The organism is Bradyrhizobium sp. STM 3566 (assembly GCF_045571445.1).
GTDB classification, from domain to species: domain Bacteria; phylum Pseudomonadota; class Alphaproteobacteria; order Rhizobiales; family Xanthobacteraceae; genus Bradyrhizobium; species Bradyrhizobium vignae.
The window spans coordinates 5,453,926-5,476,170 of the sequence record NZ_CP120692.1; the positions used below are offsets into that span (position 1 = coordinate 5,453,926).

The window sequence follows — 22,245 nt, forward strand, 5'->3', positions numbered from 1 at the left end:
CGGGCATAACAGAATTGTACGGTAGCGCGCCAAGATTCTGATGCTCGGACCGGGGGCGGTAGGCACGGAGCAGTTTCGAAATCGTTGAGCGTCACCTCGGCTGCGGGGCGCCGCGGCCATCACCCTGGGGTCACCTCATGCCGCTTAAAAGAGCCGTCGTCCAACATCGTCGGCGCAAATGCCATTTCGGCACCATTTGCGCGCAAGGGTCACGGATGCATGCTTCGCCGGTTCGACCTCCCACACCAGCACCTTTCGGCGGCCGAAGATGGACGGACGGGCGTAAGCGACGTTGAGATGTTCCCAGCCGGGCCAGGTGCATGCAGATTTTCCGCCCAGGCGCTGACACGATCGCGAAAGTTCTCCTGGCCTCGTGCGGTGCAGTCCCAATCCTTCTAGTCGGACTCGCCTACAGCATAATGAGTTCGCCCTACGCCACTGGAGAAGATGTGACGCGAAACCAGCCCGTTCCCTTCAGCCATGAACATCATGTTGGCGGTCTAGGTCTCGACTGCAGATATTGCCATACCTCGGTGGAGAAGGCGCGGTTTGCGGGCCTGCCCCCGACCGAGACCTGCATGACCTGTCATTCGCAGCTTTGGACGAACGCCGAGATGCTGGCGCCCGTAAGGGCGAGCCTCGCGCGCAACACCCCGATTGCCTGGCAACGGGTCAACAGACTGCCGGATTACGTCTACTTCGATCACTCGATCCATGTGGCCAAGGGCGTCGGGTGCACCACGTGCCATGGTCCAATCGACCAGATGAGACTGACGCGCCAGGCGGCACCGTTGACGATGCAGTGGTGCATCGATTGTCACCGCTCACCGCAGAAGGCACTGAGGCCGCGAGACGCGGTGTTCGATCCAAAATGGTCACCGCCGCAAAACCAGGAGGCGCTCGGTCGGAAGCTGATGGCAGAGTATCACGTTCGCGTCGATCACCTCACGGACTGCTCGATATGCCACAGGTAGACGAGCTGCCCATAAAAACCGCCTCCTTTTGCAGCCCGAGGATCGACCGTCGGCGCGCCTTGAGCCTCTTGGCTGCCGGGATCGCGGGAGGTCTGAGCGCTTGCAGCCGGCCGGATGAAGAGATCGTGCCCTATGTGACGATGCCGGATCGCCTGGTACCCGGAGAGCCGATGAAGTTCGCGACCACGCTGGCGCTGTCAGGCTACGGCCGCGGCGCGCTGGTCACCTCGGTGGACGGACGGCCGATCAAGATCGAGGGCAACCCGAAGCATCCAGCTAGTCTCGGTGCAACGGACATCTTCATGGAGGCAGCCGTACTCTCTCTTTACGATCCAGATCGGTCGCGGGCTGTACTACACGAGGGGGCCATCGCTGCGGCAGAGGCATTTCGCAGAGCTCTGCTCGAACAGAACCAATTGATGAAGCAGCGCCAGGGCAAGGGACTTCGAATCCTCACAGGTAAGGTCACTTCCCCTACCCTGCTGCGGCAGATCGACGATCTGTTCGCTAGATTTCCCGAGGCTTCTTGGCACGCCTATGATCCGATCGACGGTGCCGGGGCGAGCGCCGGAACCCTCTTCGCTTACGGGCGAGAGCTGGACCTCGTGCCGCATTTGGAGCGCGCGAACATCGTGGTCGCTCTCGATTCGGATCCGATCGGCCATGGTCCCGATCAACTGAGAAACGCCAGGGCTTTCGCGAACGGCCGCAAGCAGCCGGCAGGCGGCTTCTCGCGTTGGTACTGTGTGGAGTCTGCTCCGACGTTGACCGGGGCGAAGGCCGATCATCGGCTTGCCCTTCAGCCTGCCATCATCGAGGAAGTTGCGATCGCGATCGCCGGCGCGCTCGGCTCCCGGGCGCGAGCGCCCGCGATGCCGGAAAACGTGCAGCGCCTCGTGCGGCAAATCAGCTCGGACCTCAGCTCAGCGTCCGGCGGATCCATTGTTATCGCCGGCCGATCCCTTTCAGCCGAAACTCACGCGCTCGTCCATTGGATCAACGCCCGTCTCAAGGCGCCTCTCGATCTCATCGAGCGGATCGATCGCACGCCCTCGGGGCGTCAAGGGAGGACGCTCGCCGAACTTGTTCGCGATCTGGACGACGGCCAGGTCGACCAGCTCGTCATCCTCGGCGTTAACCCGGCTTATGATGCTCCCGCCGACCTTGATTTCGCTCGTGCGGCTCGCAACGCGCCGTTTCGCCTGCACATGGGCTGCTATGCCGACGAGACGGCCGCGATCTCGAACTGGCACCTTCCGCAAACTCATCCGCTCGAAGCCTGGTCGGACCTGCGCAGCCCAGACGGAACTGCCAGTCTCGTCCAGCCGCTGATCCGGCCGCTCTATCATACTAGAACGGATCACGAGCTCCTCGCGCTCCTCGCGGACGGGATCGACGCGAGCCCGCGCGATCTAGTACGTCAGACCTGGCAGCCAAACGCCGGAGCCGATTTCGAGGGCTGGTGGACGCGCGCGCTGCACGACGGAGTGATTTCCGGCAGCGCCAGCCCGCCTGTGACGCCGCATGAGCCCAAAATACCCGAGCTGCCGAGAGCGAGCGCGCCGCCGGGCTTCTCATTGGTGCTGCAGCCCGATCCGGCCGTCTGGGACGGCTCATTCGCGAACAATGCCTGGTTGCAGGAATGTCCGAGACCGCTCACGAAGCAGGTCTGGGGCAACGCTCTGACGATCAATCCTCGCGACGCCGAGCCTTTTGGCGTGTCAGGAGGCGACGTCGTCTCGATCCGGTCCGAGCACGGCACAGTGGAGGCGCCGGTGCTCATCGATCCGGCCGCCGCTGCCGGGGTCGGTAGCCTCACGCTCGGGTATGGCCGGACGCGAGCGGGTGCGATCGGCGACGGAATTGGCGCCGATGCGAACCGGCTGCGCGCCGTCAAAACCCCGTGGCTGTTGGCGGCTGCCTCCATCAGCAAGACGGCTCGAAAACAGGACCCGCTCACCACCCAGAATATCGTGCGCGCCGCGGACTACGTCGCCGAACTCTATCCAATGCGCAAGCTTGCGGAAGCCGCGCGCCCCGTCGGATCTCCGGATCCGGAGAACACTTCCAGCCTGCTGCCTGCGGCTCCGCCCCGAAGCGGCGATGAATATGCATGGGCCATGGTCATCGACACGTCACTGTGCATCGGCTGCAACGCATGCGTCGTTGCCTGCCAGGCCGAGAACAACGTGCCCGTCGTCGGCCCGGAAGAAGTTGCCCGGGGCCGGGACATGCATTGGTTGCGGGTCGATGTCTATGATCACGGAACGGCGCACAGTCCAGCACTCGGTTTCCAGCCTGTCCCGTGCATGCATTGCGAGCACGCCCCCTGCGAACCGGTCTGCCCCGTGGCAGCCTCCGTGCATGATAGCGAAGGCCTGAACGCGCAGGTGTACAACAGATGCATCGGCACGCGCTTCTGCCAGGCCAATTGCCCGTACAAGGTCCGTCGTTTCAATTTCCGCGGTTACGCCGACGGGCAGGAATACGCCAACCTTGGTCTGGAATCCTACCGCGCTCAGAAGAATCCGGAGGTGACGGTCCGCGCCCGCGGCGTAATGGAAAAATGCACCTACTGCGTCCAGCGGATCAGCGGAGCCAGGCGAGCGGCCGAACGTGAGGATCGCCGCATCGGCACCGACGAAGTGCGGACTGCCTGTCAGAGCGCTTGTCCGACGAACGCGATCGAATTCGGCGACCTCAATCAGAGCGGCTCGAAGGTGAATCGAAGTAGGTCTGATCCACGACATTATGCGCTGCTTGCTCATCTCGACACGCGCCCACGCACAACCTACCTCGCCGATGTCCGGAATCCCTCTTCGCGTTCCGACGGAGACGCTGAATGACCGCCGTCCTGGAGCCCGATGAGGCCGCGACCGCGCCTTGGATCTCCGCCTATCGCGCAAGCGACGTGGAGATCACCCAGGCAGTGACTACTCCCCTCTTCAGGAATCCGGGGAAGGTCTGGTGGCTCGCCCTCCTTCTCAGTGCGCCCTTTATGGCTTGGTTCGTGGCGGCCCTCGGCTGGGTCTTTTACCGCGGTATCGGCGTTTGGGGCGTCAACTCGACCATCGTGTGGGGTGTCGCCATCGCTGATTACGTATGGTGGATCGGCATCGGTAACGCCGGGACGCTGATCTCCGCCATGCTGCTGCTCACGCGGCAAAGGTGGCGCGCTTCCATCAATCGCTTCGCGGAGGCGATGACGTTGTTCGCCGTGGCCATCGCTGGGTTGATGCCGATCGTGCATCTAGGCCGTCCCATTTACGCCTACTGGCTCGCTCCTTACCCGAACACCATGTCGCTCTGGCCGCAGTGGCGGAGCGCGCTGGTGTGGGATTTCTGGGCGATCATCAGCTATCTGCTGTTCTCGTTGCTGTTCTGGTACGTCAGCCTCATTCCCGATCTCGCAACGATGCGGGACAGAACGAAATCGCGGACCGGGCAGTTGTTGTACGGCGCGTTCGCGCTCGGCTGGTGCGGCTCGGTGCGGCAGTGGCGCGCCATGAAGATTCTCCATACGACAATGGCCGCTCTCGGCGTGCCCCTTGTCTGCTCGGTGCATTCGATCGTCGGCCTGGACTTTGCGGCCAGCCTCATGCCGGGTTGGCAGGAAAGTATCTTTCCGCCCTACTTCGTGGTCGGCGCCATGTACTCCGGATTCGCAATGGTCGTCGTGCTGGCTCTAGCGATCCGCTGGGGCTTTGACCTTCAGGCGATCATCACACGCGAGCATCTGGACGTGATCGCGCGTGTCCTGCTGATGTCCTCGATCGTGATGGGCTATTCCTACGCCAGCGAATGGTTCATGGGGTGGTACGGTGGGGCGCGCAGCGATCGGAGCCTTGTGGCGTTCGAGTTTGCCGGCACATACGCTCCGCTGTTCTGGGCATTGCTCGGCTGCAATGTCGTCCTGCCCCAGGCGCTCTGGTTGCCGCGCGTACGTGGGTCTCTTGTCGCTTTGTTCGCGATCTCTGTCGCGATCAACGTCGGAATGTGGCTCGAGCGCATCCTGATCGTCTGGAATACGCTTTCGCATGGCTATATGCCGAGCTTGTGGCGAGCCTTTCACTTCACGATCTGGGACTTGGCCTTTGTCATTGCGCCGCTCGGCTTCTTCGCCTTCCTGTTCCTGATGTTCGTGCGGCTCATCCCTGCGGTCTCCATGTTCGACATGCGCGAGCTCGCGCACCGGGAGGATATGGCATGACGTGGCCTCTCCTCGCGGAATTCCAGGATCCGGCCACCCTGATTGCCGCTGCCCGGAGGCTGAAAGGCAGTCCGCGCTTCACCGTGCTCGATGCCTTTACCCCGTTCCCGGTGGACGAACTCCATGAGCTCATCGACGTCGGCCCTCCAAGAATCCGGGTCGCTATGTTCCTGGCGGGTTTCTCTACCGCGGCGTTCGCCTTCGGCCTGCAATGGTACAGCGCGGTGATCGACTATCCGATCAATAGCGGCGGCCGACCTCTGAACTCGTGGCCGGTTTTCCTCCTTGTTCCCTTCGAGGTCGGCATATTCGCCGCGGCGCTCGCCGGATTTATCGCCCTGCTCTGGACGACCGGTCTGCCACAATTGCACCAGCCGCTGTTCGACGTGCCGAGCTTCGAGCGTTCGACACAGGACCACTATTTCCTGCTCGCAAAAGGAGAGAACGAGGAGAGGACGCACGCCCTTCGGCAGCTTCTTCGAACTGCCGGCGCGCTGAGAGTTACCGAGGTACGAGCGCCATGATCGAGCGGCTCGCGATCCCGATCTGCGCCGCATTGCTGCTGTCCGCGTGCGATGACGTCTCGATGACCCAGCAGAACCGCTACCGAACCTTCACGCGTGCCGCGCTGTTCGACAACGGCACTGAAGCACAACTCTTGCCGGATGGGGTGGTCGCCCAAGGCGACCTGATGCGGCAAAGCAGGTCTGTGCAAAGACCGCAGGTCAATGCCGAGCTGCTCAAGCGCGGGCGCGAGCGTTACGACATCTACTGCTCTCCCTGTCATGGTTTGTCAGGGAGCGGTGACGGAGTGGTCGTCCAGCGAGGCTTCCCGGCGCCACCTTCGTATCACGGCAGCCGCCTACGGGCCGCATCCGCCCAACACTTCTTTGATGTGATCACCAACGGTCACGGTGTGATGTTCTCGTATGCCGCTCGCGTTGACCCGAGTGATCGATGGGGCATTGTCGCCTACATCCGGGCGCTCCAGGAGTCTCAGAGAGCAAATGTAGCAGACACTCCCGAACTGCGGACGAGATTGCCATGACGGCGCATGCGAGCGCCTTTCGTTTGCAGAATTTGCGACGGTGGCCGGCGGTGTGCGGAATTCTGCTGCTGGGCGGCGCGGTGATCGCGGCAGCAGCTTGGCAAGGTCCAGCTCTCTCCCGCGCCTGGCTCGTTGCGTTCGGCGTCTGGAGCTGCGTGCCGGTGGGGAGCATGATGCTGCTGCTCATACATTCCCTGACCGGAGGCCGATGGGGCGAGGAGAGCGCAACCATCTTGAGAGCTTCGGCGGCGCTCACATCGGTTGTCGCCATCGCGTTTCTTCCCATACTCGTGAACTTCGGTCAGCTTTACCCATGGGCACATGCCGCCTCATCGCTCGCGCAGGACGTCGCCCAGAGATATCTGAATGGGCAAGGCTATGCCTTCCGCGCCGCCCTCGCGCTGTGCGGATGGTGGATCCTGGGGACGACATTCGCGCTGGGCAAGATGCGTCCCCTGCTGGCCGGCCTGGGGCTTGCCTTCTATGGCGCGATGATCAGTCTCGTGGCCGTCGACTGGTACCTTTCTTTGGAGCCGCGCTATGTCGCCAGCGCATTTCCGGCGACGATTGCCATCCAGCAGCTTGCGGCGGCTCTTGCTTTCGTCGCGGTCTTTGCGGCGCCATCGCTAGACGAATCCGTCGCATCCGACATCGGGGCGCTTCTCCTCGCGGCACTGCTCGGTGTCGTCTACCTGGAATTCATGACTTATCTGGTCGCATGGTATGGGGACCTGCCCGACAAAGCGGCCTGGTATTTGAAGCGGAGCTCATTCGTCTGGACAGCGATCATCGTCCTCGCATTCGTGCTAGGTGCGGTTTTGCCGTTCTGCATCCTTTTGCTGCGCAAAGGACGGCGGAGCCGCCACGGTCTCCAGTCGGCCGGAGCGCTCGTGCTGTTCGGCTCGACCCTCCACTTCGACTGGCTTCTCGTACCCGCATTTGAAGATCAGGTGAACGTTGTGGTGGTGGGCACCGGTGCTCTCGCCATCTTGAGCGTCGGTTCGATGCTCGTCGGGAGCGCCCTGATCCCGGAGGCGAGTCATGTCCGATCGTGAGATGGCGGACCGCGCGCTGCCGCAATCGCCGGACGTTGCCACACGGCGCATTCTCGTCGCCGTCGGAGGCTACCTCGGCTTCGTCGCGCTCGGCATGATCGCCATGTTTTTCTACATCAAGGCGGACGCGCCGACAGCTTTCATGCCTCCAGTCGAACATCGATTTCCGCAACCCTCACTGCAGACATCCCCGCAACAGGATCTGGCCGAGATATTGCTGAAAAAGAGACAGTCTCTGTCGCAGTACGGGTGGATCGACAAAAGCAAGGGCCTCGCGAGAATTCCTATCGACAGGGCGATAGACATCGTGATCGCTCGAGGCGAGCGGGGCTACGACCCTCTCGAAGCTCCTCCCGCACCGGCGGCCCAAACTACTCCGGGAGCGCAACAATGAAGCTTCTTGCGCTCGTTTTTCTTCTGACCACCTGGTCGTCGGCCGCTCTAGCCGGACTGACCGAACAGCAACTCGGCGAGTTGGCACTTGCCCCGGCTCCTCGAGCCCAGGTGCCGATGGAGCTCGGATTCAAGGACATTGAAGGTAACAGTAGGTCGATTGGCGAGGCTGTAGGCGGGAGGCCCGCCTTGTTGCTGCCGGTCGACTTCGCCTGCTCGCAGATCTGCGGGCCTGCGCTAACTATTGTTACGGGCGCACTCCAAGAGACCGGATTGACCGCCGGTCGGGACTATAGCCTGGTGGTGTTCGGGATCGATCCGCGGGATGACGCGATCGCGGCGCGGCGATTCATCGCCGGCCAGGTCAGCGGACCTGGAGTATCCGTTCTGATCGGTAACGAAGCTGCCATCGGCCAACTCACGAGATCCATCGGTTATCACTTTCAGACTGATGGGCAGAACGATGCGATCGCCCATCCCGCAGCGTTCGTCACCCTCACGCGTGACGGTCACGTCTCGCGCGCCTTCTCCAGCCTGGGCCTGCAACCCTTCGATCTCAGGCTGGGTTTGTTGGAAGCTGGACGTGGCACGATTGGGGGCCTTGCGGGGCGCATCGCCCTGCTCTGCTACGGATTCGACGCGGTGCACGGTGTCTATAGCGCGCAGGTAGGGTTCGCGCTGAAGCTCGGTTGCGCCGTCACTCTCGTGTTTTTGGTCGCGGCGATAGCCATGATGTGCCGCCGGTCGGGCAGCGGGGTGGCCCCATGAACGCGATATTCGCGCTACCGGAGGCCAGTACGCAGGCGGTTCGAGTGGATGGCATTCTCGCCGCTCTCGTGATCGTCTCGGCACTCACGCTTGCGCTCGTCTTTGGCCTGCTCGTCTCCTTCGCAATCCGGTACCGGCGCGGCTCGAAGGCCAAACGGGGCCGATTGCCGGAGATCGTCAATCGCGAATTCGAAGTGGGTTGGACGGCCGCGACATTCTTCCTCTTCGCATTCCTGTTCTGGTGGGCCGCCTCGGCCGACGTCGGCGCGTTGACGGCGCCGGCAAACGCGCTGGAAGTGCATGTGCTCGCGAAGCAATGGATGTGGAAGACGCAACACGCGAACGGCGCCCGTGAAATCGACGAACTGCACGTTCCGGTCGGACGGCCCGTTCGGCTCGTCATGACCTCCCAGGACGTCATTCACTCGTTCTTCGTCCCCGCTTTCCGGATCAAGCAGGACGTCCTGCCGGGACGCAACACCGAGACCTGGTTCCAAGCGACCAAGCTCGGGGTCTTCCACCTGCTCTGCGCCGAGTATTGCGGCACCAACCATTCGGCCATGCGCGGTCGGATCACAGTGATGCGCGAGGAAGACTATGCCCGCTGGCTGAGCGCACAGCCGGAAGGCGATGACCTCGCGCATGTCGGCGCGAAACTGTTCGTCTCCCAGGGTTGCTCCGGTTGCCACGCCTCATCTTCAGCCGTGCATGCTCCCAAGCTGGAGGGTCTCTACGGCCGGACCGTGCAGCTGTCGGACGGGCGGCAGGTTAGGGCCGACGACGCCTATATCCGAGATTCAATGCTGCAACCTAAGCGCGACATCGTCGCCGGGTTCGACCCGATCATGCCCAGCTTCGCCGGACTGCTGGATGACGGCGACATACAAAGCCTGACCGCATTCATCCGCTCTCTTGGACAGGAGCACGGCCATGACTGATGCGGCTCTCGCAGGCGAACTGCCGTTTCCGCCCCGCCCCGACTATCTCCGCGCCGGGAGCACCCTTCTGTCCTGGTTGGCCAGCACGGATCACAAGCGCATCGCCATTCTGTATGCGCTGACCATCACGGTGTTCTTCTTCATGGGAGGCGCCGCGATCACGGCTGTCCGCGTTGAGCTGTTCGTTCCGAACGGCTGGTTCCTGACTTCAGATACCTACAATCGGCTGTTCTCGTTCCACGGCATCATCATGGTCTGGTTCTTCCTGGTGCCTTCGATCCCGAATACTTTCGGAAATTTCCTGTTACCTCTGATGATCGGAGCGCCCGATGTGGCGTTTCCGCGGCTCAACCTGTTCAGCTGGTACCTGACCCTGGTCGGCGGGATCTTCGCCGTTTACACGCTCGTCGCCGGAGGCGTGGATACGGGCTGGACGTTCTACACGCCATTCTCAACCATGTTCTCCAACACGCATGTTCTGACCGCCGCCGCGGCCGTCTTTGTCGTCGGTTTCGCGAGCATCGCGACTGGCGTGAACTTCATCGCAACCACGCATATGTTGCGCGCGCCTGGGATGACCTGGTTCAGGCTGCCGATGTTCGTGTGGTCGATCTACGCCACCTCCATTGTGATGGTGCTCTCGACGCCGGTGCTGGCGATCTCCCTGATGCTCGTCATAGCCGAGCGTTGGCTGGGGCTGCCCATCTTCGATCCCGTGCGCGGGGGGGATCCTATCCTGTTCCAGCACCTGTTCTGGTTCTACTCCCATCCCGCAGTATACATCATGGTGCTGCCGGCCATGGGCGTGGTTTCGGAGATCATTCCTTGTTTCGCCCGGCGTCGGCTGTTCGGCTACGACTTCATGGTCTATGCTATCATCGCGATCGCCGGCATCGGCTTTTTCGTCTGGGGACACCATATGTTCGTGTCCGGACAGTCGCCCTACGCTAGTTTAATCTTCTCGTTTCTGTCGTTTGTCATCGCGGTGCCGTCCGCGATCAAGGTGTTCAACTGGACGGCCTCGCTCTACCGCGGACAGATCAGCTTCAACTCGCCTATGATCTACGCCCTTGGCTTCGTCGGATTGTTCACTACCGGTGGGCTCTCCGGTCTGTTTCTGGCGTCCATACCGGTCGACGTGCACGTGACCGACACCTACTTCGTGGTGGCTCATTTCCACTACATCATGGTCGGCGGTTCGGTGTCCGCGTTCTTCGGCGCGCTACACTTCTGGTGGCCGAAGATCACCGGGAAAATGTACCCGGAGTCATGGGCGCAGTTTGCGGCCATCACGATGTATTTCGGTTTCAACATGACCTTTCTGCCGCAGTTCGTGGCCGGCTACCTGGGCATGCCGCGGCGCTACCACACCTATCCGGCCGAGTTCCAGGTTTACAACGTGATGTCGTCGGCCGGTGCGGCCGTGCTCGCAGCTGCGTATCTCCTTCCCCTCGTGTATCTCATGTGGTCGCTTTTTCACGGCGCGCGTGCCTCCAACAATCCTTGGGGCGCGACCGGGTTGGAGTGGACGACGACCTCGCCGCCACCTCCGCACAATTTCGATCTCCAGCCGCTGGTCGACCGAGCTCCTTATCAATACCACGCTGAGGGCGAGTCGGCGGGGAGCGACGCGCCGGAAGTACAGAACGCGAGGTCGCTCCGATGAGTGACGCAACCGCACTGCTTCGAGAACCATGGCAACGCTTGGAGCGCCAGCGGCAGGCCGGGAAGTTCGGAATCTGGATCTTTCTCGCGAGCGAGACCCTGTTCTTCGGCGCGCTTTTGCTCACCTATGCGGTCTGCCGCATCGAGCATCCCGACGCCTTCGCCGCCGCGGGGCGGGAGACCAACATCTGGTTCGGCACGATCAACACCGCGATCCTCCTCACGAGCAGCCTTACCATGGCCGTAGCCTCGCAAGCTGCGGCTCAGAAGGGACGCGTTAGGCAGCTGGTTCTCGCCTGCCTCGGTGCCACGGCTGCGCTGGGCGTGGCTTTCATGATCGTGAAGGGCTTCGAGTACAAGGAAGACATCGAGAAGCATCTCGTGCCCGGAACAGGCTTCGCGCTGTCGCAGCCGTCGGCACAGTTGTTCTACGGCTTGTATTGGCTCGTTACCGGCGTCCACGCCATCCATCTCACGATCGGGATCGCGCTGGTCGTCAGGCTAGTTCTGCTTGGAGCCGCCAGGCGAATTCGACTGCGGGGCAGTCCCGAACTGGAGGTGACGGCTCTCTATTGGCATCTCGTCGACGTGGTCTGGATCTTCCTGTACCCCCTCATCTATCTGCCCGGGAGGGCCTCATGAGCGCGGACCGCGGTCGTCAGGAGGGGTGGCTATTGAGATTGTGGCTCAGGAACGCTTTGGTCTGGGCTGCCCTGCTCGGTTTGCTCGTTCTCAGCATGTTTCTTGCGTACATCCCGATGGGACCGGTTACAGTTACTTCAGGCGTGGCCATCGCCGTCATTAAATCCTCTCTGGTGCTCGTCTTCTTCATGGAGCTGATCCGATCACGTGCGTTGATCAGGCTCGCCGCCCTCGCCGGACTGGTCTTCGTGGGGGTGATGTTCGCGCTTACTCTAGCGGACGTGCTGACCAGAAGCGGGAAGATTTAGGCAAAGGTCGTATGTTCGGTCCTGCACCGTACAAACCGTGCGAACGACCCGTCACCAGCCGCGTTGTGCACGCTAAGGGCTGCTCTCCGACGAAGGGATCGAGCATGAACCTGCGATGGGTGAATGATGCACAATCGCCCGATGCGACGCTCCGGGAGCTCGCCACATTGGGCCAGCTTCGAGGTGCCCTGACCATCGGGGACATTCGGGAGGCGCTTCCGATCGATCGGATGACCCACGATGAAGTTGCGCGGGCGGTCGCTTACCTCGAGGAAAGAGGCATCGAAGTCTTGGTCGACCCGAGCTTGATGGTCGGGCCTGCATCAACGCGGGAGGAGTTGCTCCATCGAACCACTTCCGGCGGTGCTCCGACGACAGCCTTGCCGAGGCCAGAGCTGTCCCACCAGGCCGGAAGCAGAGGGCCCGCGGGCGCGACGCGATTTCCTAGCGAAGACGTCGGCGGCTCGGCGACGGCGACGCTTAGCGTTCTTCTTGCGGGGCTCGTGGTCTGCGCATTGGCTGCGATCCTGTTCTGGACGATTTGGTGAACGTGCCGCGGACGGGCTCGCCGAAGCATTTGGACGATGACGGAGCAGGCAAGTGATGCCGGTGTGGGTAAGTGCTGGCCTCTGGGGTCTGCTTGGAGCTTCCTCGTTGGTGGTCGGGCCGCCGTAGCCTATCTCCCAACGTTGCCCAGGTGGTTGACCGCCAGCATCATGTCGTTCGGCTGCGGCGTTTTGATCTCGGCGGTGGCCTATGGAGGACGGTTACCAAGAAGGGGGAATATTGCCGATAGCCGCCGGCGCTCTCGTCGGCTCGGTCGCCTATGCCTTCACGGATCACGTCGTTTCGAAACGTGGCGCGCATCACCGCAAGCAGTCCGGCAACCGACAGCGCCAGGCGGGCAAGGGCGGAGGAATGGCCATTGCGATCGGATCGCTCTTGGATGGCATACCCGAAAGCGTTGTGCTCGGTCTCTCGTTATTGAGTGGAAAAGGGGTAAGCGTCGCGATGCTCGGCGCGATCTTCCTTTCCAACTTTCCCGAGGGCCTATCTAGTGCGGTCGGCATGCGCAACGCCGGACGGAGTGCGTCCTATGTGTTCGCGCTGTGGATCACGATCGCCGTTCTGTCGGGGCTGAGCTCTCTTTGCGGCGCAGCATTCCTGCAAGGCGCCTCGCCGCAGCTGACTGCGACGGTAAACGCGGTGGCGGCCGGCGCGCTTCTTACGATGGTGGTGAATACGATGATCCCAGAAGCAACCGAGGTGGAGCAAAAGATCACGGGCGTGCTTGTGGTGATCGGGCTTTTGGTTGCTTTTTCGCTTTCCAATCTGGGCCAGTGAAACCGCACATCGACGATCTTTTCGTTGGCGAGGTGGAGAAAGGGCTGATCCGAAAGTTTTCTGGCCTTAAGCGAAGCGGCCGCGACCGAACAGGGTTGGGCGCCGCCGCAGCATCAGGGACTGCTCGGCATCGAAGGCTTTGTCCGTCCCGGCCCCACCAGCGTCGTTGTGGCGCGATTCCTTCTGGTCCGGCATCATTCCGCTGTCGATCGATTAGACCAGATGACCGGCCGCACCTTGCCGCTCAGACGAGAGCCCTAGGCTGAGTCCTTTAGTGAATCGAGACGCTTGCGGAGAAATGCCAGTACCATGATCTCGTCGGAGGTGAGCTTGGCATACTGCCGCTTGAACTTCTGCGCGATTTTGGCTTCGATCATCCTCACCAGGTCGCCGGACATGTAGGCGTTCAAGACTTCAGGGTGCACGTAGCACTTGCGGCAGATTGCGGGCGTGTTGCCGAGCTGCTTGGAGACGCGCTCGATCGCGGCGACGACGTTGCGCTTCGCCTCGGCCTGGCTGTCGTACTTCATGAACTCGGTCAGCGCCAACGCCGCCAGAACCGTCCCGGCCCAAGTCCGGAAATCCTTTGCGCTGAAGTCCTGGCCTGTGATGTCCTTGATGTAGGCATTGACATCGCCTGAATCCACAGTGCGCGGCTGCCCGTCGTCGTCCAGGTACTTGAAGAGCTCATGTCCTGGTATCTCCGCGCAGCGCTTCACGATGGCGGCAATCCGCTTGTCCTCGACGCGGAGTTTCCACTGTTTGCCCGACTTGCCGGTGAAGTCGAACCGAAGGACGCCGCGGCCCACCGCAACGTGCTTTCGTCTCATCGTGGTGAGCCCGTAGGACTTGTTTTTCTCGGCATACTCGGCATTGCCGACCCGGATCAAAGTCTTCTCCAGAAGACTGACGATCGTGGCCAGCACCTTCTCGCGAGGTAGCCCTTCCAGCCTCATGTCGGCCGCGACACGGTCGCGCAGCGCGGGCAGCGCGGGCAGCGCGGCTGCGAACTGGACGATGTGTTCGTACTTGTTCTGGTCGCGCAGCTCACGCCATTTTGCGTGGTAGCGGTACTGCTTGCGCCCCCGAGCATCGAGCCCAGTCGCCTGGATGTGGCCATTCGCCAAAGGGCAGATCCAGACGGATTCATAGGCCGGCGGGATACCGATGGACTTGATGCGCCGGATGACGGCGGCATCGGTAATGCGCTTGCCGTCCTTGTCGTAGTAACTGAAGGTAGTCCCCGTCCGCTTGCGGGTGTAACCGGGCGTGGAGTCGCTGACGTAACGAAGGCCTTCTTCCGCAATGGTCGCCGCGACCTCGGCGGTGCGGTCCAGGATCTGGTCTTCGTTGCTGGTCTGTCGGAGCATGGGCCGGTCCCCTCGGAAGCACTCCGGCATCGAGGCTCCGCTCTTTCACAAGGGATGACGACGCCGGTTGGTTCCGTTTTAGGTCGGTGGAGCGACGTGTAACTCGGTGTCAGCGACGGAAGGCCGGTTCCTTCGGTAAAGCACCCGGTCGGTGAGAGATGGCATGGCTCGACTTCAGACAATCGCCACAAACTTCACCGACATGCGGTCTCAGTCAGTGTGTGCGAGGCCGCTATGTCCCAATATTCGCTCGATGCATTGCGTCAGCGCTATGTCATCGAGAGAAGACCGCTGGAGGCCAACGTCGAGCAGATCTTACGGGCCGACACCCGCGCGGGAGCTCGCGCCATCCTTGCCGCAATCGATAAACGCCGCTTTGAAAATCGCTCCGAAGGGCAGCGCCTCCGCAAGATGCTCCGCTTCGAGACCGCTCTCTGGGAAAGCGGTCATTATGCCGTGGCAGGCGTGGACGAGGCCGGAATGAGCCCTCTCGCCGGGCCGGTCTCCGCCGGTGCCGTGATCCTGAAACCAGGCACACGGATAGTCGGCATCGACGACTCGAAAAAACTCGACGCTGCGGCTCGCGATGAACTCGCCAAGGAGATCAAGGAAAAAGCAGAGAGTTGGTCTGTGGCGTTTGTCGAAGTCGAGGAGATCGACGCGATCAATATCTATTGGGCGGGGATCCAAGCTATGCAGCGTGCGGTCTGGGGACTGGGGTTGACGCCGCAGCACTTGCTGATCGATGCGAAGCGGTTGAAGGAAATCGACATCCCTCAGCAGGCCATCATCAAAGGCGACGCCAAGTCCGCCAGCATCGCCGCCGCCTCTATCCTGGCGAAGGTCGAGCGGGACAGAGTCATGCGGACGCTCGACCTGCGTTACCCCGGCTATGGCTTCGCCGATCACAAGGGCTACCCGGTGCCGGCTCATTACGACGCACTCGCCAGGCTCGGCGCATGCGCCGCTCACCGGCGATCGTTCGGACCTGTACGTAAGGCTCTCGGGCTACCGTCACTGCCGCCGTGGCCTTCGGCATCCGAGCGCACCGCCGGCTGAACTCTCAGTCGTACGCTTCGTCTGGGCGGCATTAATTTCGCGACCGGCTCCTTTCGCGAACGACGTCCTTCGGGTTCTTGTCGGAGCGCAGGACGAGATAGACAGGCTGGCGCAGTTCGCCCTTGCTGGTCCACTCCGCGAACTTCACTTCTGCGACCAACGAAGGACGCACCCAGGTCGTGACCCGCTCGTCCTTTACCTTTGCAGTGAAGGGCGACTTGGCTGTCTGGAGCTTCATGAGTTTGCCGTGAAGCTCTTCGAGAACCTGGTGGCTGAAGCCGGTGCCGACATGGCCGATGTACCGCCATGCATCCCCTTCGCGTACTGCCAGCACGAGCGCGCCGAAGAAAGGCCGGGCTCGCCTCGGGGCGGTGAAGCCGGCGATCACGACCTCCTGCCGCTGCGCGGTCTTTACCTTCAGCCAATCGGCGGTCCGGCGTCCGGACGCGTACGGGCTGTCGGCGCGCTTGGCCATGATGCCTTCGAGATGTCTCTGCTCGGCTTCTGCGAAGAACTTTGTTCCCTTACCTTGCGGTGGTTGCTGAACGCGATCAGCTTGTGGCGCGGCAAGATGGTCTTGAGCCGCTTCTTGCGCTCGAGGAGCGGCAGCGCGCGCAGGTCCTCACCATTTGCGAACATCAGGTCGAACGCGCAGTACAAAAGCTTAGCCTCGTGGCGCAGGGCATTTTGAAGCAACTGGAAATGGGATACGCCGTCCTTCCCGATCGCGACGAGCTCGCCGTCGATCACGGCATCCGCCGTCACGCCCTCAAGGGCTTTCGCGACCTCGACATAGGAGTGGCTGATGATTTTCCCGTTGCGGTTGTAGAGCGCGACCCCGCCACGCCGGATTTCCGCGACCATGCGGAAACCATCGTATTTGTCCTCGAAGACCCCGTTGGGATCGTCGAACGGTGAATCGGTCAGCGTGGCCAGCATGGGCTGCAGGCGGTGAGGCAGGGTCGATTTTCGGGGCATGACCGGATCTTTCTAAAGAGCTGGCAAGGCCCGAAACGAGGAGAGCGGAAGGCGAACCCGCGCGGCATCGCCAGCCACGACCGTCCCGCCGGTCCGTACCACGCCCAACACACCGGATTTGTATGGAGGGCCCCTTTCCGCCGACGAGAGCACCTGCCGCTTAAGGCCGGCTCGGAAGCGGTCGATGAGGACGCAGGGCGTCCGGAGGCCGGTTAGCTCAACGACCGCGGCCGGCCCGAGCTCGATTAGCGTCCCGAGCGGCATCCGTTCTAGGTCCAAGCCGGCGGTGGTGATGTTCTCACCGAGCTCTCCCGCTGCAACTGAGAAGCCGGCACCCGAGAGCGTCGCAAAGAGCTCGGATGGGATCAGGTGAACCTGCCGCAGATTGGGAAGGTGCGGCTGACGACGGGCGAGAGAGCGGTGCCTGACCAACGCGCCGGCGTGGGCGTCCCCTTCGACGCCATAGCCTTCCACCAGAGCTATGCGGTCCTGGATCGGTTTGCTGAAATGGTGCCCACGGTCGGCGGCGACCGCCACGACTGTCCCCTCGAGCGCCATATCGTGCCCGAGCGGCATCAGGCGGCGCGGGCGAGCGAGCGCCGCTTCTGGCGCAGATAGCGCGTGATCTCCGCAAGCGGCATCGCGTTCAGGACCCGTTCGGCAGGGACACCGCCCTTGCGGGCCATCACGACGCCCCAGTGCATGTGGTCGAGCTCGGAGATCGAGTGCGCGTCCGGATTGATGCTCAGCATGCAGCCGAGTTCGAGGGCGGCCTGGTGCCAGCGCCAATCCAGGTCGAGACGCCATGGGTGCGCGTTGATCTCCACGACGACGTCATGCTTGGCGCAGGCCCGCAGCACCTTCTCCACGTCGATTTCGTAGCCCGGCCGTCGCTGCAGCTGTCGCCCGGTCATATGGCCGATGATGGTTGTGTGGGGATTGGAAACGGCCCGAAGCAGTCGCTGCGTCTGGGCCTTCCGATCCAGCTTGAAGCGGCCGTGGATGCTGGCGACGACGAAGTCAAAACGTTCAAGCACCTCGTCTTCGTAGTCGAGCGAGCCGTCCGCCAGAATGTCGGACTCGATGCCTTTCAGGATCCGGAAATCCTTGCCGAACCGCTTGTTCAGGCGGTCGGCTTCCCGGTGCTGCTGCGCGATGCCCTCGACGGAGAGGCCGCCGGCATAGTGGGCGGACTTGGAATGGTCGGCCACGCCGAAATACTCAAAGCCCCGCTGGCGCGTGGCCTTAGCCATGGTCTCGAGCGTCTCGGTGCCGTCGGAGGCATCGGTGTGGCAGTGAAGGATGCCGTGCAGGTCCTTGTCGGTGACGAGCTTCAGCAGCTTGCCCTTCAGAGCCAGCTCGACCTCGCCGCGGCCCTCCCGGAGCTCGGGATCGATGAAGGGCAGTCCGAGAGCCTGGTAGATGTCGGCCTCCTCGCCGGCGACCAGCGTGCGGCCCTTGTGCAGACCGTTAGCGTCCAAGCGAAGGTCCCTCTCTGCTGCCAACGCTTGTAGCTGCTTGATGTGGGCGGGGGAGCCGGTGGCGAAGAGAAGGGTGGCGCCGAAATGCTTGCGGTCGGACACTCGGACTTGCAGCCCTTCGGCCGATGGCATCGCGGTCCTGTCTGACTTGGCAGCCTCCGCAACGATCGCGAGGTCGCCGACGAGCTCGCAGCCCCGACGGAAATCGCCGGCGATCGTCACCCGCTTGAGCTCGGGCCGGGCCTTCCGGATGGATTCCTTCGCGTGTGCCAGCAGGGCTGCGGCACGATGCAGATGCAGGCGGCTTTCTCCGCTTTTGGCGATCGCCAAGTTCTGCAGGATCTTGGTCTGGAGCGCGGCACCGAGTCCTTTGGCCTTTTTGATGCGATCGTCCTTGGCGGCGGCCTCCAAATCCGCGAGCGAGCCGATGCCGAGATCCTTGTACAGGCGCAGCACCTTCTCCGGACGAAGGCCGGGCACGGCGAGCATCTCGAGCACGCCCGCGGGAATCTCCTTCCGCAGCTTTTCGAGGCTGGGATGACTGCCCGTCTTGTGAACCTTGGTGATGATGTCGGCAATAGCATCGCCGACGCCTGGGATCTCAGTAAGTCGATCTTCGGCGACGAGCACGTCAAGAGGAACGGCTAGGGCCGCCAAGCTGTCGGCGGCCCGAGAGTAGGCTTTTGCACGGTAGGGGTTGCCGCCACCCAAGGCGGTGCGCTGCGCATATTCCCGCAGGAGACTTGCTACGGCGCGAGCGTCGAGGGAGGCCACTCAATGAACCTCCTGCTCTGCGCGATGAGGACTCGTTGTGGCAAAGCGAGTTCGAGGGGCCGGCTCATTCGGGCGACCATCCAGAGATCTTTCTAGTTTCTGCGCTGCCCGGAAGTCTTCCAGGTGCTGCGTGTTCGGGCCATACGCCGCCTCCTTCTTGAGGAGGTTATAGATTCGTGCCGCCACCAGTTGCAGGCGCTTCAATTTACCTCGCGGCATCGATCGGGCCTTGCAAAGAGCTCGGATGGCGTAGGCTCGGAAATAGTCGAATGCGTCTGACATGATGTCGGTAAACGCTTGTTCCCGCCGATAGTTCAGCCGCACGGGGCCACCTCAAAGGTCTTCGCGCAGTCCCTTGAACAACGGGTGCCGGACCTTGCCTTCGGCAGACTTCGCCCGGTACTCGATCTCGGCGAGGAGCTTTGGCTCGACCCAGATTCCCTTGTGCGCGATCCGCTTGGCATAGGGCTGCGTCTTCCGGATCAAGGGCTTCAGTCGCTTCTGCAGGTCGGCGGCGGAGACCTTGTCGAAGCCGTGGTCAACCTTGCCCGCGTAGACCAGATCGCCGCCCTTGCGCCGGCCCAGGTAGATGCCGTCCCACTTGCCCTCGTCGAGGGCGAAGCCGGCGATCGCCAGCGTCTCCCGCTGCGTGCACGTCTTCTTGACCCAGGCGTTGCCGCGCCCGCTCGCATAGGCGCTGTCGCGCACCTTCGAGACCACACCTTCGAGGCCGAGCTTGCAGGCGTGCGCGAACATCGCCTTCCCGTCGATTTCAAAGCTTTCGCTGAATTGCACGTCGCTGCCGGCGATGATCTTCCTGAGCTCGGCCTTACGGCGAAGCAGCGGCTCCTTCCGGATGTCGCGGCCGTTCAGGTAGAGAAGATCGAAAGCCACCAGGACGATGCTCTTCGAGGAGCCCTTGAGCTCGTTCTGCAACACGGAGAAGTCGGTGCTGCCGTCCGCCGCCGGCACGACGATCTCGCCGTCGATGATGGCCGATCCGGCCTTGATGTGCCAGGCGTCGTCCGCCGCTTTGCGGAAGCGCTTCGTCCAGTCGTGCCCGCGCCGGGTGAAGATCGTGATCGCCTGATTCGCCAGGTGGACCTGGACGCGGTAGCCGTCGAATTTGATCTCGTGAATCCACCGCGCTCCGGACGGCACCTTCTCGATCGAGGATGCCAAGGCCGGTTCGACGAAGCCGGGGAACGGCGCCTTGACGCCGATCGCCGGTTTTCCTCGCGGCAACGCCACTCACGAGCTCCACACAATACCAACGGTGATTCAAACTGGCACAGAAGCATTCGTTCCGGAACCCGTGAATCCAATGGCGCGTTGGACCTTCATCGATCTACAACGGGAGCATCAGATGGCGACGGCGAAGAAGAAGACGGCGCGCGGGCGCAATCAGGACCGGGCTCGGGTGGCCGGCGGGCAGGATTACGAGGTGCGGTACGAAGCCAAGAAGACGGGTCGCTCCGCTTCGGCGGTGAAGAAGGCCGTAAAGAAGGTCGGAAGCTCCAGGAAGCGCGTCGAGAAGCGTCTGGGTCGCTGAGGTCTATTCAGGCGGGCATTCGGGACAAGTATCGCCAATCGAGTCCAGAACGTCGCGCACCTCCACTAGCACTTCGTCCGGGGAGCCCAGGCGGCGGATCCCGGCGGGCGAGATCGAGCGCGCGCTCGCGGGCGTGCGGGTCTGCGCGGTCCTGCATCCAGCCGTGCTCCGCGCACTCGCAGATCGCGCCGGCCTCCTGCAGCACGGAGATGGCCCAGCGGCGCAGCGTCCGGATCGGCGGTCTCCGCTCCTTGAACATCAGCATCGAATTCTCTCCTGGTGCCCTCGACGAATCCTTGAGGGCGTCGGTGCGTTCCGCGCTGCTACCACAGCCCTGGGATTCGATATCGTGGGGACGCCGCTTTTCCACGTGTTCCCCGCTGTACGGCTTCGGAACAAGCCGCCTGCGCCTTGATTGAATCGAGAAGTGTCAGTTGCGTGGAGTGGGTTTGATGAGCGCCGAGAAGCAGGTACTGGAAGCCGTCGAGCGGGCTCAGGCGATCCTCGGGCGCTACGTGGAACCGGGGGAGCGGGACTGCGAGCGGACCATCAACGATCTTCTGGACGTGCTCGATCGCGACCAGGTGGTCGCCGCGGTCGAGGAGCTCGCGAGAGGCGGAGAGGCTGTCGACGAACTGCGGCGCCTGCTCAAGAGCAGCGCGCCTTCGTGGAGCTCTCCGCCCCGGAATTCGGTCGAACCGGACTTACCGCCGATGCCTCGCGACAAGCGACCGCAGGATCCCGCGATGGACGGAAGCGACATGCGCTTCGAGGGCTATCGTGTCGAGACCCGCGAACACGCCGGCGAATACCCCGACACCATGCCGCAAGTGATCGAGGTGACAGATGTCGAAGGGCGCAAGGCGGCGTACGTGCCGCTTAGCCGCGATGGCAAGGTGGTGGATAGCTCGGCGGTGGTGGAGAAGCTGAAGGACTGCATGACAGCGGCTGAAGCTCAGGCGGCGAGCGCCTTGTCTTCCTTCTCGCCGGTGGCGACGATCTTCAGCGCCGCGTCCGGAAGCGGCCGCTGCAGCGCCTTGGCTTCGTCCCAAGGGGCGCGCATCCAGACGTCGTATTCCTCGGTGGTGGTGAGGATCACCGGCATGGCCTTGGGATGCACACGCTTCACCTCGGCATTGGGCTCGCAGGTCAGGAAGCCGAACGCGTCGCAGGTCACCTCGCCCTCTTTAGCCTTCCGAACGCAGGTCCAGTTGGTCCAGAGCCCTGCGAACGCGAGCAGGGGGCGGCTCTCGTCCGGCGCGAACCAGACCGGCACTTTCTTGCCGTCGATCGTGTCGTACTCGGAAAATGACGTGAATGGCACCAGGCAACGATGCTCCAGCCCGAGCCATCGCTTCCAGTGAGCGCTGCTGACATTCCTGATGTTCGTCGTGCCACCGTCCGGCTCCATCCGGAGCAATTCATTGAAATCGACGGACTTGCCCTTGGCCTGCAATTTCTCAGCCCGCTTCTTCGTCGCGTCCATCAGGGCACGCTGCGAGCTCGGCATGCCCCAGCGTGCCATGACGATCTCGCGTCCCTCGGAACCATTGCGCACGATCGGTGCGGGGTAGTCGGGAAAAATGCCTGGCATCGATGGCAGGTTGCCGACGTGGTTGTTGAGGGCACCGAAAAGACGACGGATCGCGTCGACGTTTTTTGTCATCGAGTAGAGATTGCACACGA

22 protein-coding genes and 2 pseudogenes are annotated in these 22,245 nt (G+C 62.6%); 16 read left to right on the top strand and 8 right to left on the bottom strand.

What is annotated here, in order from left to right:
- Positions 1-320: 320 nt before the first annotated feature.
- From P6U27_RS26325 to P6U27_RS26390, 14 genes are all read left to right on the top strand, one after another.
- On the top strand, positions 321-974 hold the full coding sequence (locus P6U27_RS26325) for a cytochrome c3 family protein (protein WP_122404589.1): 654 nt from the start codon (positions 321-323) through the stop codon (positions 972-974).
- Complete coding sequence (locus P6U27_RS26330; protein WP_209296332.1) at positions 962-3,820, top strand: 4Fe-4S dicluster domain-containing protein; 2,859 nt, start codon at positions 962-964, stop codon at positions 3,818-3,820. The genes P6U27_RS26325 and P6U27_RS26330 overlap by 13 nt, the downstream gene beginning before the upstream one ends.
- Positions 3,817-5,184 (top strand): NrfD/PsrC family molybdoenzyme membrane anchor subunit, encoded by a 1,368-nt coding sequence (nrfD, locus tag P6U27_RS26335; protein ID WP_122404591.1) that lies wholly within the window; start codon positions 3,817-3,819, stop codon positions 5,182-5,184. Before P6U27_RS26330 ends, nrfD begins: the two co-directional genes overlap by 4 nt.
- Positions 5,181-5,708 (top strand): DUF3341 domain-containing protein, encoded by a 528-nt coding sequence (locus P6U27_RS26340; RefSeq protein WP_122404592.1) that lies wholly within the window; start codon positions 5,181-5,183, stop codon positions 5,706-5,708. Before nrfD ends, P6U27_RS26340 begins: the two co-directional genes overlap by 4 nt.
- Complete coding sequence (locus P6U27_RS26345; RefSeq protein WP_122404593.1) at positions 5,705-6,232, top strand: cytochrome c; 528 nt, start codon at positions 5,705-5,707, stop codon at positions 6,230-6,232. The genes P6U27_RS26340 and P6U27_RS26345 overlap by 4 nt, the downstream gene beginning before the upstream one ends.
- Positions 6,229-7,287, top strand: coding sequence for a hypothetical protein (locus P6U27_RS26350; protein WP_244607722.1), 1,059 nt, complete (start codon positions 6,229-6,231; stop codon positions 7,285-7,287). Before P6U27_RS26345 ends, P6U27_RS26350 begins: the two co-directional genes overlap by 4 nt.
- A complete protein-coding gene (locus P6U27_RS26355) occupies positions 7,274-7,681 on the top strand; it encodes a hypothetical protein (protein WP_145987034.1) in 408 nt (135 codons plus the stop codon). The genes P6U27_RS26350 and P6U27_RS26355 overlap by 14 nt, the downstream gene beginning before the upstream one ends.
- Complete coding sequence (locus tag P6U27_RS26360; protein WP_122404595.1) at positions 7,678-8,448, top strand: SCO family protein; 771 nt, start codon at positions 7,678-7,680, stop codon at positions 8,446-8,448. Before P6U27_RS26355 ends, P6U27_RS26360 begins: the two co-directional genes overlap by 4 nt.
- Positions 8,445-9,386: a cytochrome c oxidase subunit II gene (coxB, locus tag P6U27_RS26365; RefSeq protein WP_122404596.1), complete on the top strand. Its 942-nt coding sequence runs from the start codon at positions 8,445-8,447 to the stop codon at positions 9,384-9,386. Before P6U27_RS26360 ends, coxB begins: the two co-directional genes overlap by 4 nt.
- Complete coding sequence (locus tag P6U27_RS26370) at positions 9,379-11,052, top strand: cbb3-type cytochrome c oxidase subunit I (RefSeq protein WP_209296331.1); 1,674 nt, start codon at positions 9,379-9,381, stop codon at positions 11,050-11,052. The genes coxB and P6U27_RS26370 overlap by 8 nt, the downstream gene beginning before the upstream one ends.
- Entirely contained in the window at positions 11,049-11,693 is a 645-nt protein-coding gene (locus tag P6U27_RS26375) for a cytochrome c oxidase subunit 3 family protein (RefSeq protein WP_122404597.1), read from the top strand. The genes P6U27_RS26370 and P6U27_RS26375 overlap by 4 nt, the downstream gene beginning before the upstream one ends.
- Positions 11,690-12,001, top strand: a complete 312-nt coding sequence (locus P6U27_RS26380; RefSeq protein WP_122404598.1) for a cytochrome C oxidase subunit IV family protein — start codon at positions 11,690-11,692, stop codon at positions 11,999-12,001. Before P6U27_RS26375 ends, P6U27_RS26380 begins: the two co-directional genes overlap by 4 nt.
- 104 nt (positions 12,002-12,105) lie before the next feature.
- Positions 12,106-12,549 carry an RNA polymerase sigma factor region1.1 domain-containing protein gene (locus P6U27_RS26385; protein WP_160118861.1) on the top strand — a complete coding sequence of 148 codons (444 nt, stop codon included), beginning with the start codon at positions 12,106-12,108 and terminating at the stop codon, positions 12,547-12,549.
- A gap of 208 nt (positions 12,550-12,757) precedes the next feature.
- Positions 12,758-13,345 (top strand): ZIP family metal transporter, encoded by a 588-nt coding sequence (locus tag P6U27_RS26390; protein ID WP_244607723.1) that lies wholly within the window; start codon positions 12,758-12,760, stop codon positions 13,343-13,345.
- A gap of 257 nt (positions 13,346-13,602) precedes the next feature.
- Here P6U27_RS26390 and P6U27_RS26395 read toward each other — a convergent pair whose 3' ends face one another.
- Positions 13,603-14,715 (bottom strand): DNA topoisomerase IB, encoded by a 1,113-nt coding sequence (locus P6U27_RS26395; protein WP_209296328.1) that lies wholly within the window; start codon positions 14,713-14,715, stop codon positions 13,603-13,605.
- A 234-nt stretch (positions 14,716-14,949) separates the two neighbouring features.
- Here P6U27_RS26395 and P6U27_RS26400 point away from each other — a divergent pair, with 234 nt between their 5' ends.
- A complete protein-coding gene (locus tag P6U27_RS26400; RefSeq protein ID WP_122404601.1) occupies positions 14,950-15,774 on the top strand; it encodes a ribonuclease HII in 825 nt (274 codons plus the stop codon).
- Positions 15,775-15,805: 31 nt separating this feature from the next.
- Here the strand turns inward: P6U27_RS26400 and ligD (P6U27_RS26405) are convergent.
- The 5 genes and pseudogenes from ligD (P6U27_RS26405) to ligD (P6U27_RS26425) form a co-directional block, all read right to left on the bottom strand.
- Positions 15,806-16,752: pseudogene (gene ligD / locus P6U27_RS26405) on the bottom strand (non-homologous end-joining DNA ligase).
- 12 nt (positions 16,753-16,764) lie between these two features.
- Positions 16,765-17,328, bottom strand: a complete 564-nt coding sequence (locus P6U27_RS26410) for an MOSC domain-containing protein (RefSeq protein ID WP_209296327.1) — start codon at positions 17,326-17,328, stop codon at positions 16,765-16,767.
- Positions 17,328-19,007, bottom strand: coding sequence for a DNA polymerase/3'-5' exonuclease PolX (locus tag P6U27_RS26415; protein ID WP_122404603.1), 1,680 nt, complete (start codon positions 19,005-19,007; stop codon positions 17,328-17,330). Before P6U27_RS26415 ends, P6U27_RS26410 begins: the two co-directional genes overlap by 1 nt.
- Positions 19,008-19,331, bottom strand: a complete 324-nt coding sequence (locus P6U27_RS26420; protein ID WP_312016224.1) for a hypothetical protein — start codon at positions 19,329-19,331, stop codon at positions 19,008-19,010.
- A 9-nt stretch (positions 19,332-19,340) separates the two neighbouring features.
- A complete protein-coding gene (gene ligD / locus P6U27_RS26425) occupies positions 19,341-20,258 on the bottom strand; it encodes a non-homologous end-joining DNA ligase (RefSeq protein ID WP_122404605.1) in 918 nt (305 codons plus the stop codon).
- Between the two features lie 115 nt (positions 20,259-20,373).
- Here ligD (P6U27_RS26425) and P6U27_RS26430 point away from each other — a divergent pair, with 115 nt between their 5' ends.
- Positions 20,374-20,559, top strand: coding sequence for a DUF3606 domain-containing protein (locus P6U27_RS26430; RefSeq protein ID WP_122406800.1), 186 nt, complete (start codon positions 20,374-20,376; stop codon positions 20,557-20,559).
- Positions 20,560-20,562: 3 nt separating this feature from the next.
- Here P6U27_RS26430 and P6U27_RS26435 read toward each other — a convergent pair.
- Both P6U27_RS26435 and P6U27_RS26440 read right to left on the bottom strand, forming a co-directional pair.
- Positions 20,563-20,824 (bottom strand): annotated as a pseudogene (locus tag P6U27_RS26435) (hypothetical protein).
- A 690-nt stretch (positions 20,825-21,514) separates the two neighbouring features.
- Positions 21,515-22,243, bottom strand: a complete 729-nt coding sequence (locus tag P6U27_RS26440) for an SOS response-associated peptidase (protein WP_122406801.1) — start codon at positions 22,241-22,243, stop codon at positions 21,515-21,517.
- Positions 22,244-22,245 lie beyond the last annotated feature (2 nt).

Bases quoted from the DNA above. Each gene is read 5' to 3' on its own strand.
- P6U27_RS26325 (WP_122404589.1), top strand. From the start codon at position 321: ATGCAGATTTTCCGCCCAGGCGCTGACACGATCGCGAAAGTTCTCCTG.
- P6U27_RS26330 (WP_209296332.1), top strand. From the start codon at position 962: ATGCCACAGGTAGACGAGCTGCCCATAAAAACCGCCTCCTTTTGCAGC.
- nrfD (WP_122404591.1), top strand. From the start codon at position 3,817: ATGACCGCCGTCCTGGAGCCCGATGAGGCCGCGACCGCGCCTTGGATC.
- P6U27_RS26340 (WP_122404592.1), top strand. From the start codon at position 5,181: ATGACGTGGCCTCTCCTCGCGGAATTCCAGGATCCGGCCACCCTGATT.
- P6U27_RS26345 (WP_122404593.1), top strand. From the start codon at position 5,705: ATGATCGAGCGGCTCGCGATCCCGATCTGCGCCGCATTGCTGCTGTCC.
- P6U27_RS26350 (WP_244607722.1), top strand. From the start codon at position 6,229: ATGACGGCGCATGCGAGCGCCTTTCGTTTGCAGAATTTGCGACGGTGG.
- P6U27_RS26355 (WP_145987034.1), top strand. From the start codon at position 7,274: ATGTCCGATCGTGAGATGGCGGACCGCGCGCTGCCGCAATCGCCGGAC.
- P6U27_RS26360 (WP_122404595.1), top strand. From the start codon at position 7,678: ATGAAGCTTCTTGCGCTCGTTTTTCTTCTGACCACCTGGTCGTCGGCC.
- coxB (WP_122404596.1), top strand. From the start codon at position 8,445: ATGAACGCGATATTCGCGCTACCGGAGGCCAGTACGCAGGCGGTTCGA.
- P6U27_RS26370 (WP_209296331.1), top strand. From the start codon at position 9,379: ATGACTGATGCGGCTCTCGCAGGCGAACTGCCGTTTCCGCCCCGCCCC.
- P6U27_RS26375 (WP_122404597.1), top strand. From the start codon at position 11,049: ATGAGTGACGCAACCGCACTGCTTCGAGAACCATGGCAACGCTTGGAG.
- P6U27_RS26380 (WP_122404598.1), top strand. From the start codon at position 11,690: ATGAGCGCGGACCGCGGTCGTCAGGAGGGGTGGCTATTGAGATTGTGG.
- P6U27_RS26385 (WP_160118861.1), top strand. From the start codon at position 12,106: ATGAACCTGCGATGGGTGAATGATGCACAATCGCCCGATGCGACGCTC.
- P6U27_RS26390 (WP_244607723.1), top strand. From the start codon at position 12,758: ATGGAGGACGGTTACCAAGAAGGGGGAATATTGCCGATAGCCGCCGGC.
- P6U27_RS26395 (WP_209296328.1), bottom strand. From the start codon at position 14,715: ATGCTCCGACAGACCAGCAACGAAGACCAGATCCTGGACCGCACCGCC.
- P6U27_RS26400 (WP_122404601.1), top strand. From the start codon at position 14,950: ATGTCCCAATATTCGCTCGATGCATTGCGTCAGCGCTATGTCATCGAG.
- P6U27_RS26410 (WP_209296327.1), bottom strand. From the start codon at position 17,328: ATGCCGCTCGGGCACGATATGGCGCTCGAGGGGACAGTCGTGGCGGTC.
- P6U27_RS26430 (WP_122406800.1), top strand. From the start codon at position 20,374: ATGGCGACGGCGAAGAAGAAGACGGCGCGCGGGCGCAATCAGGACCGG.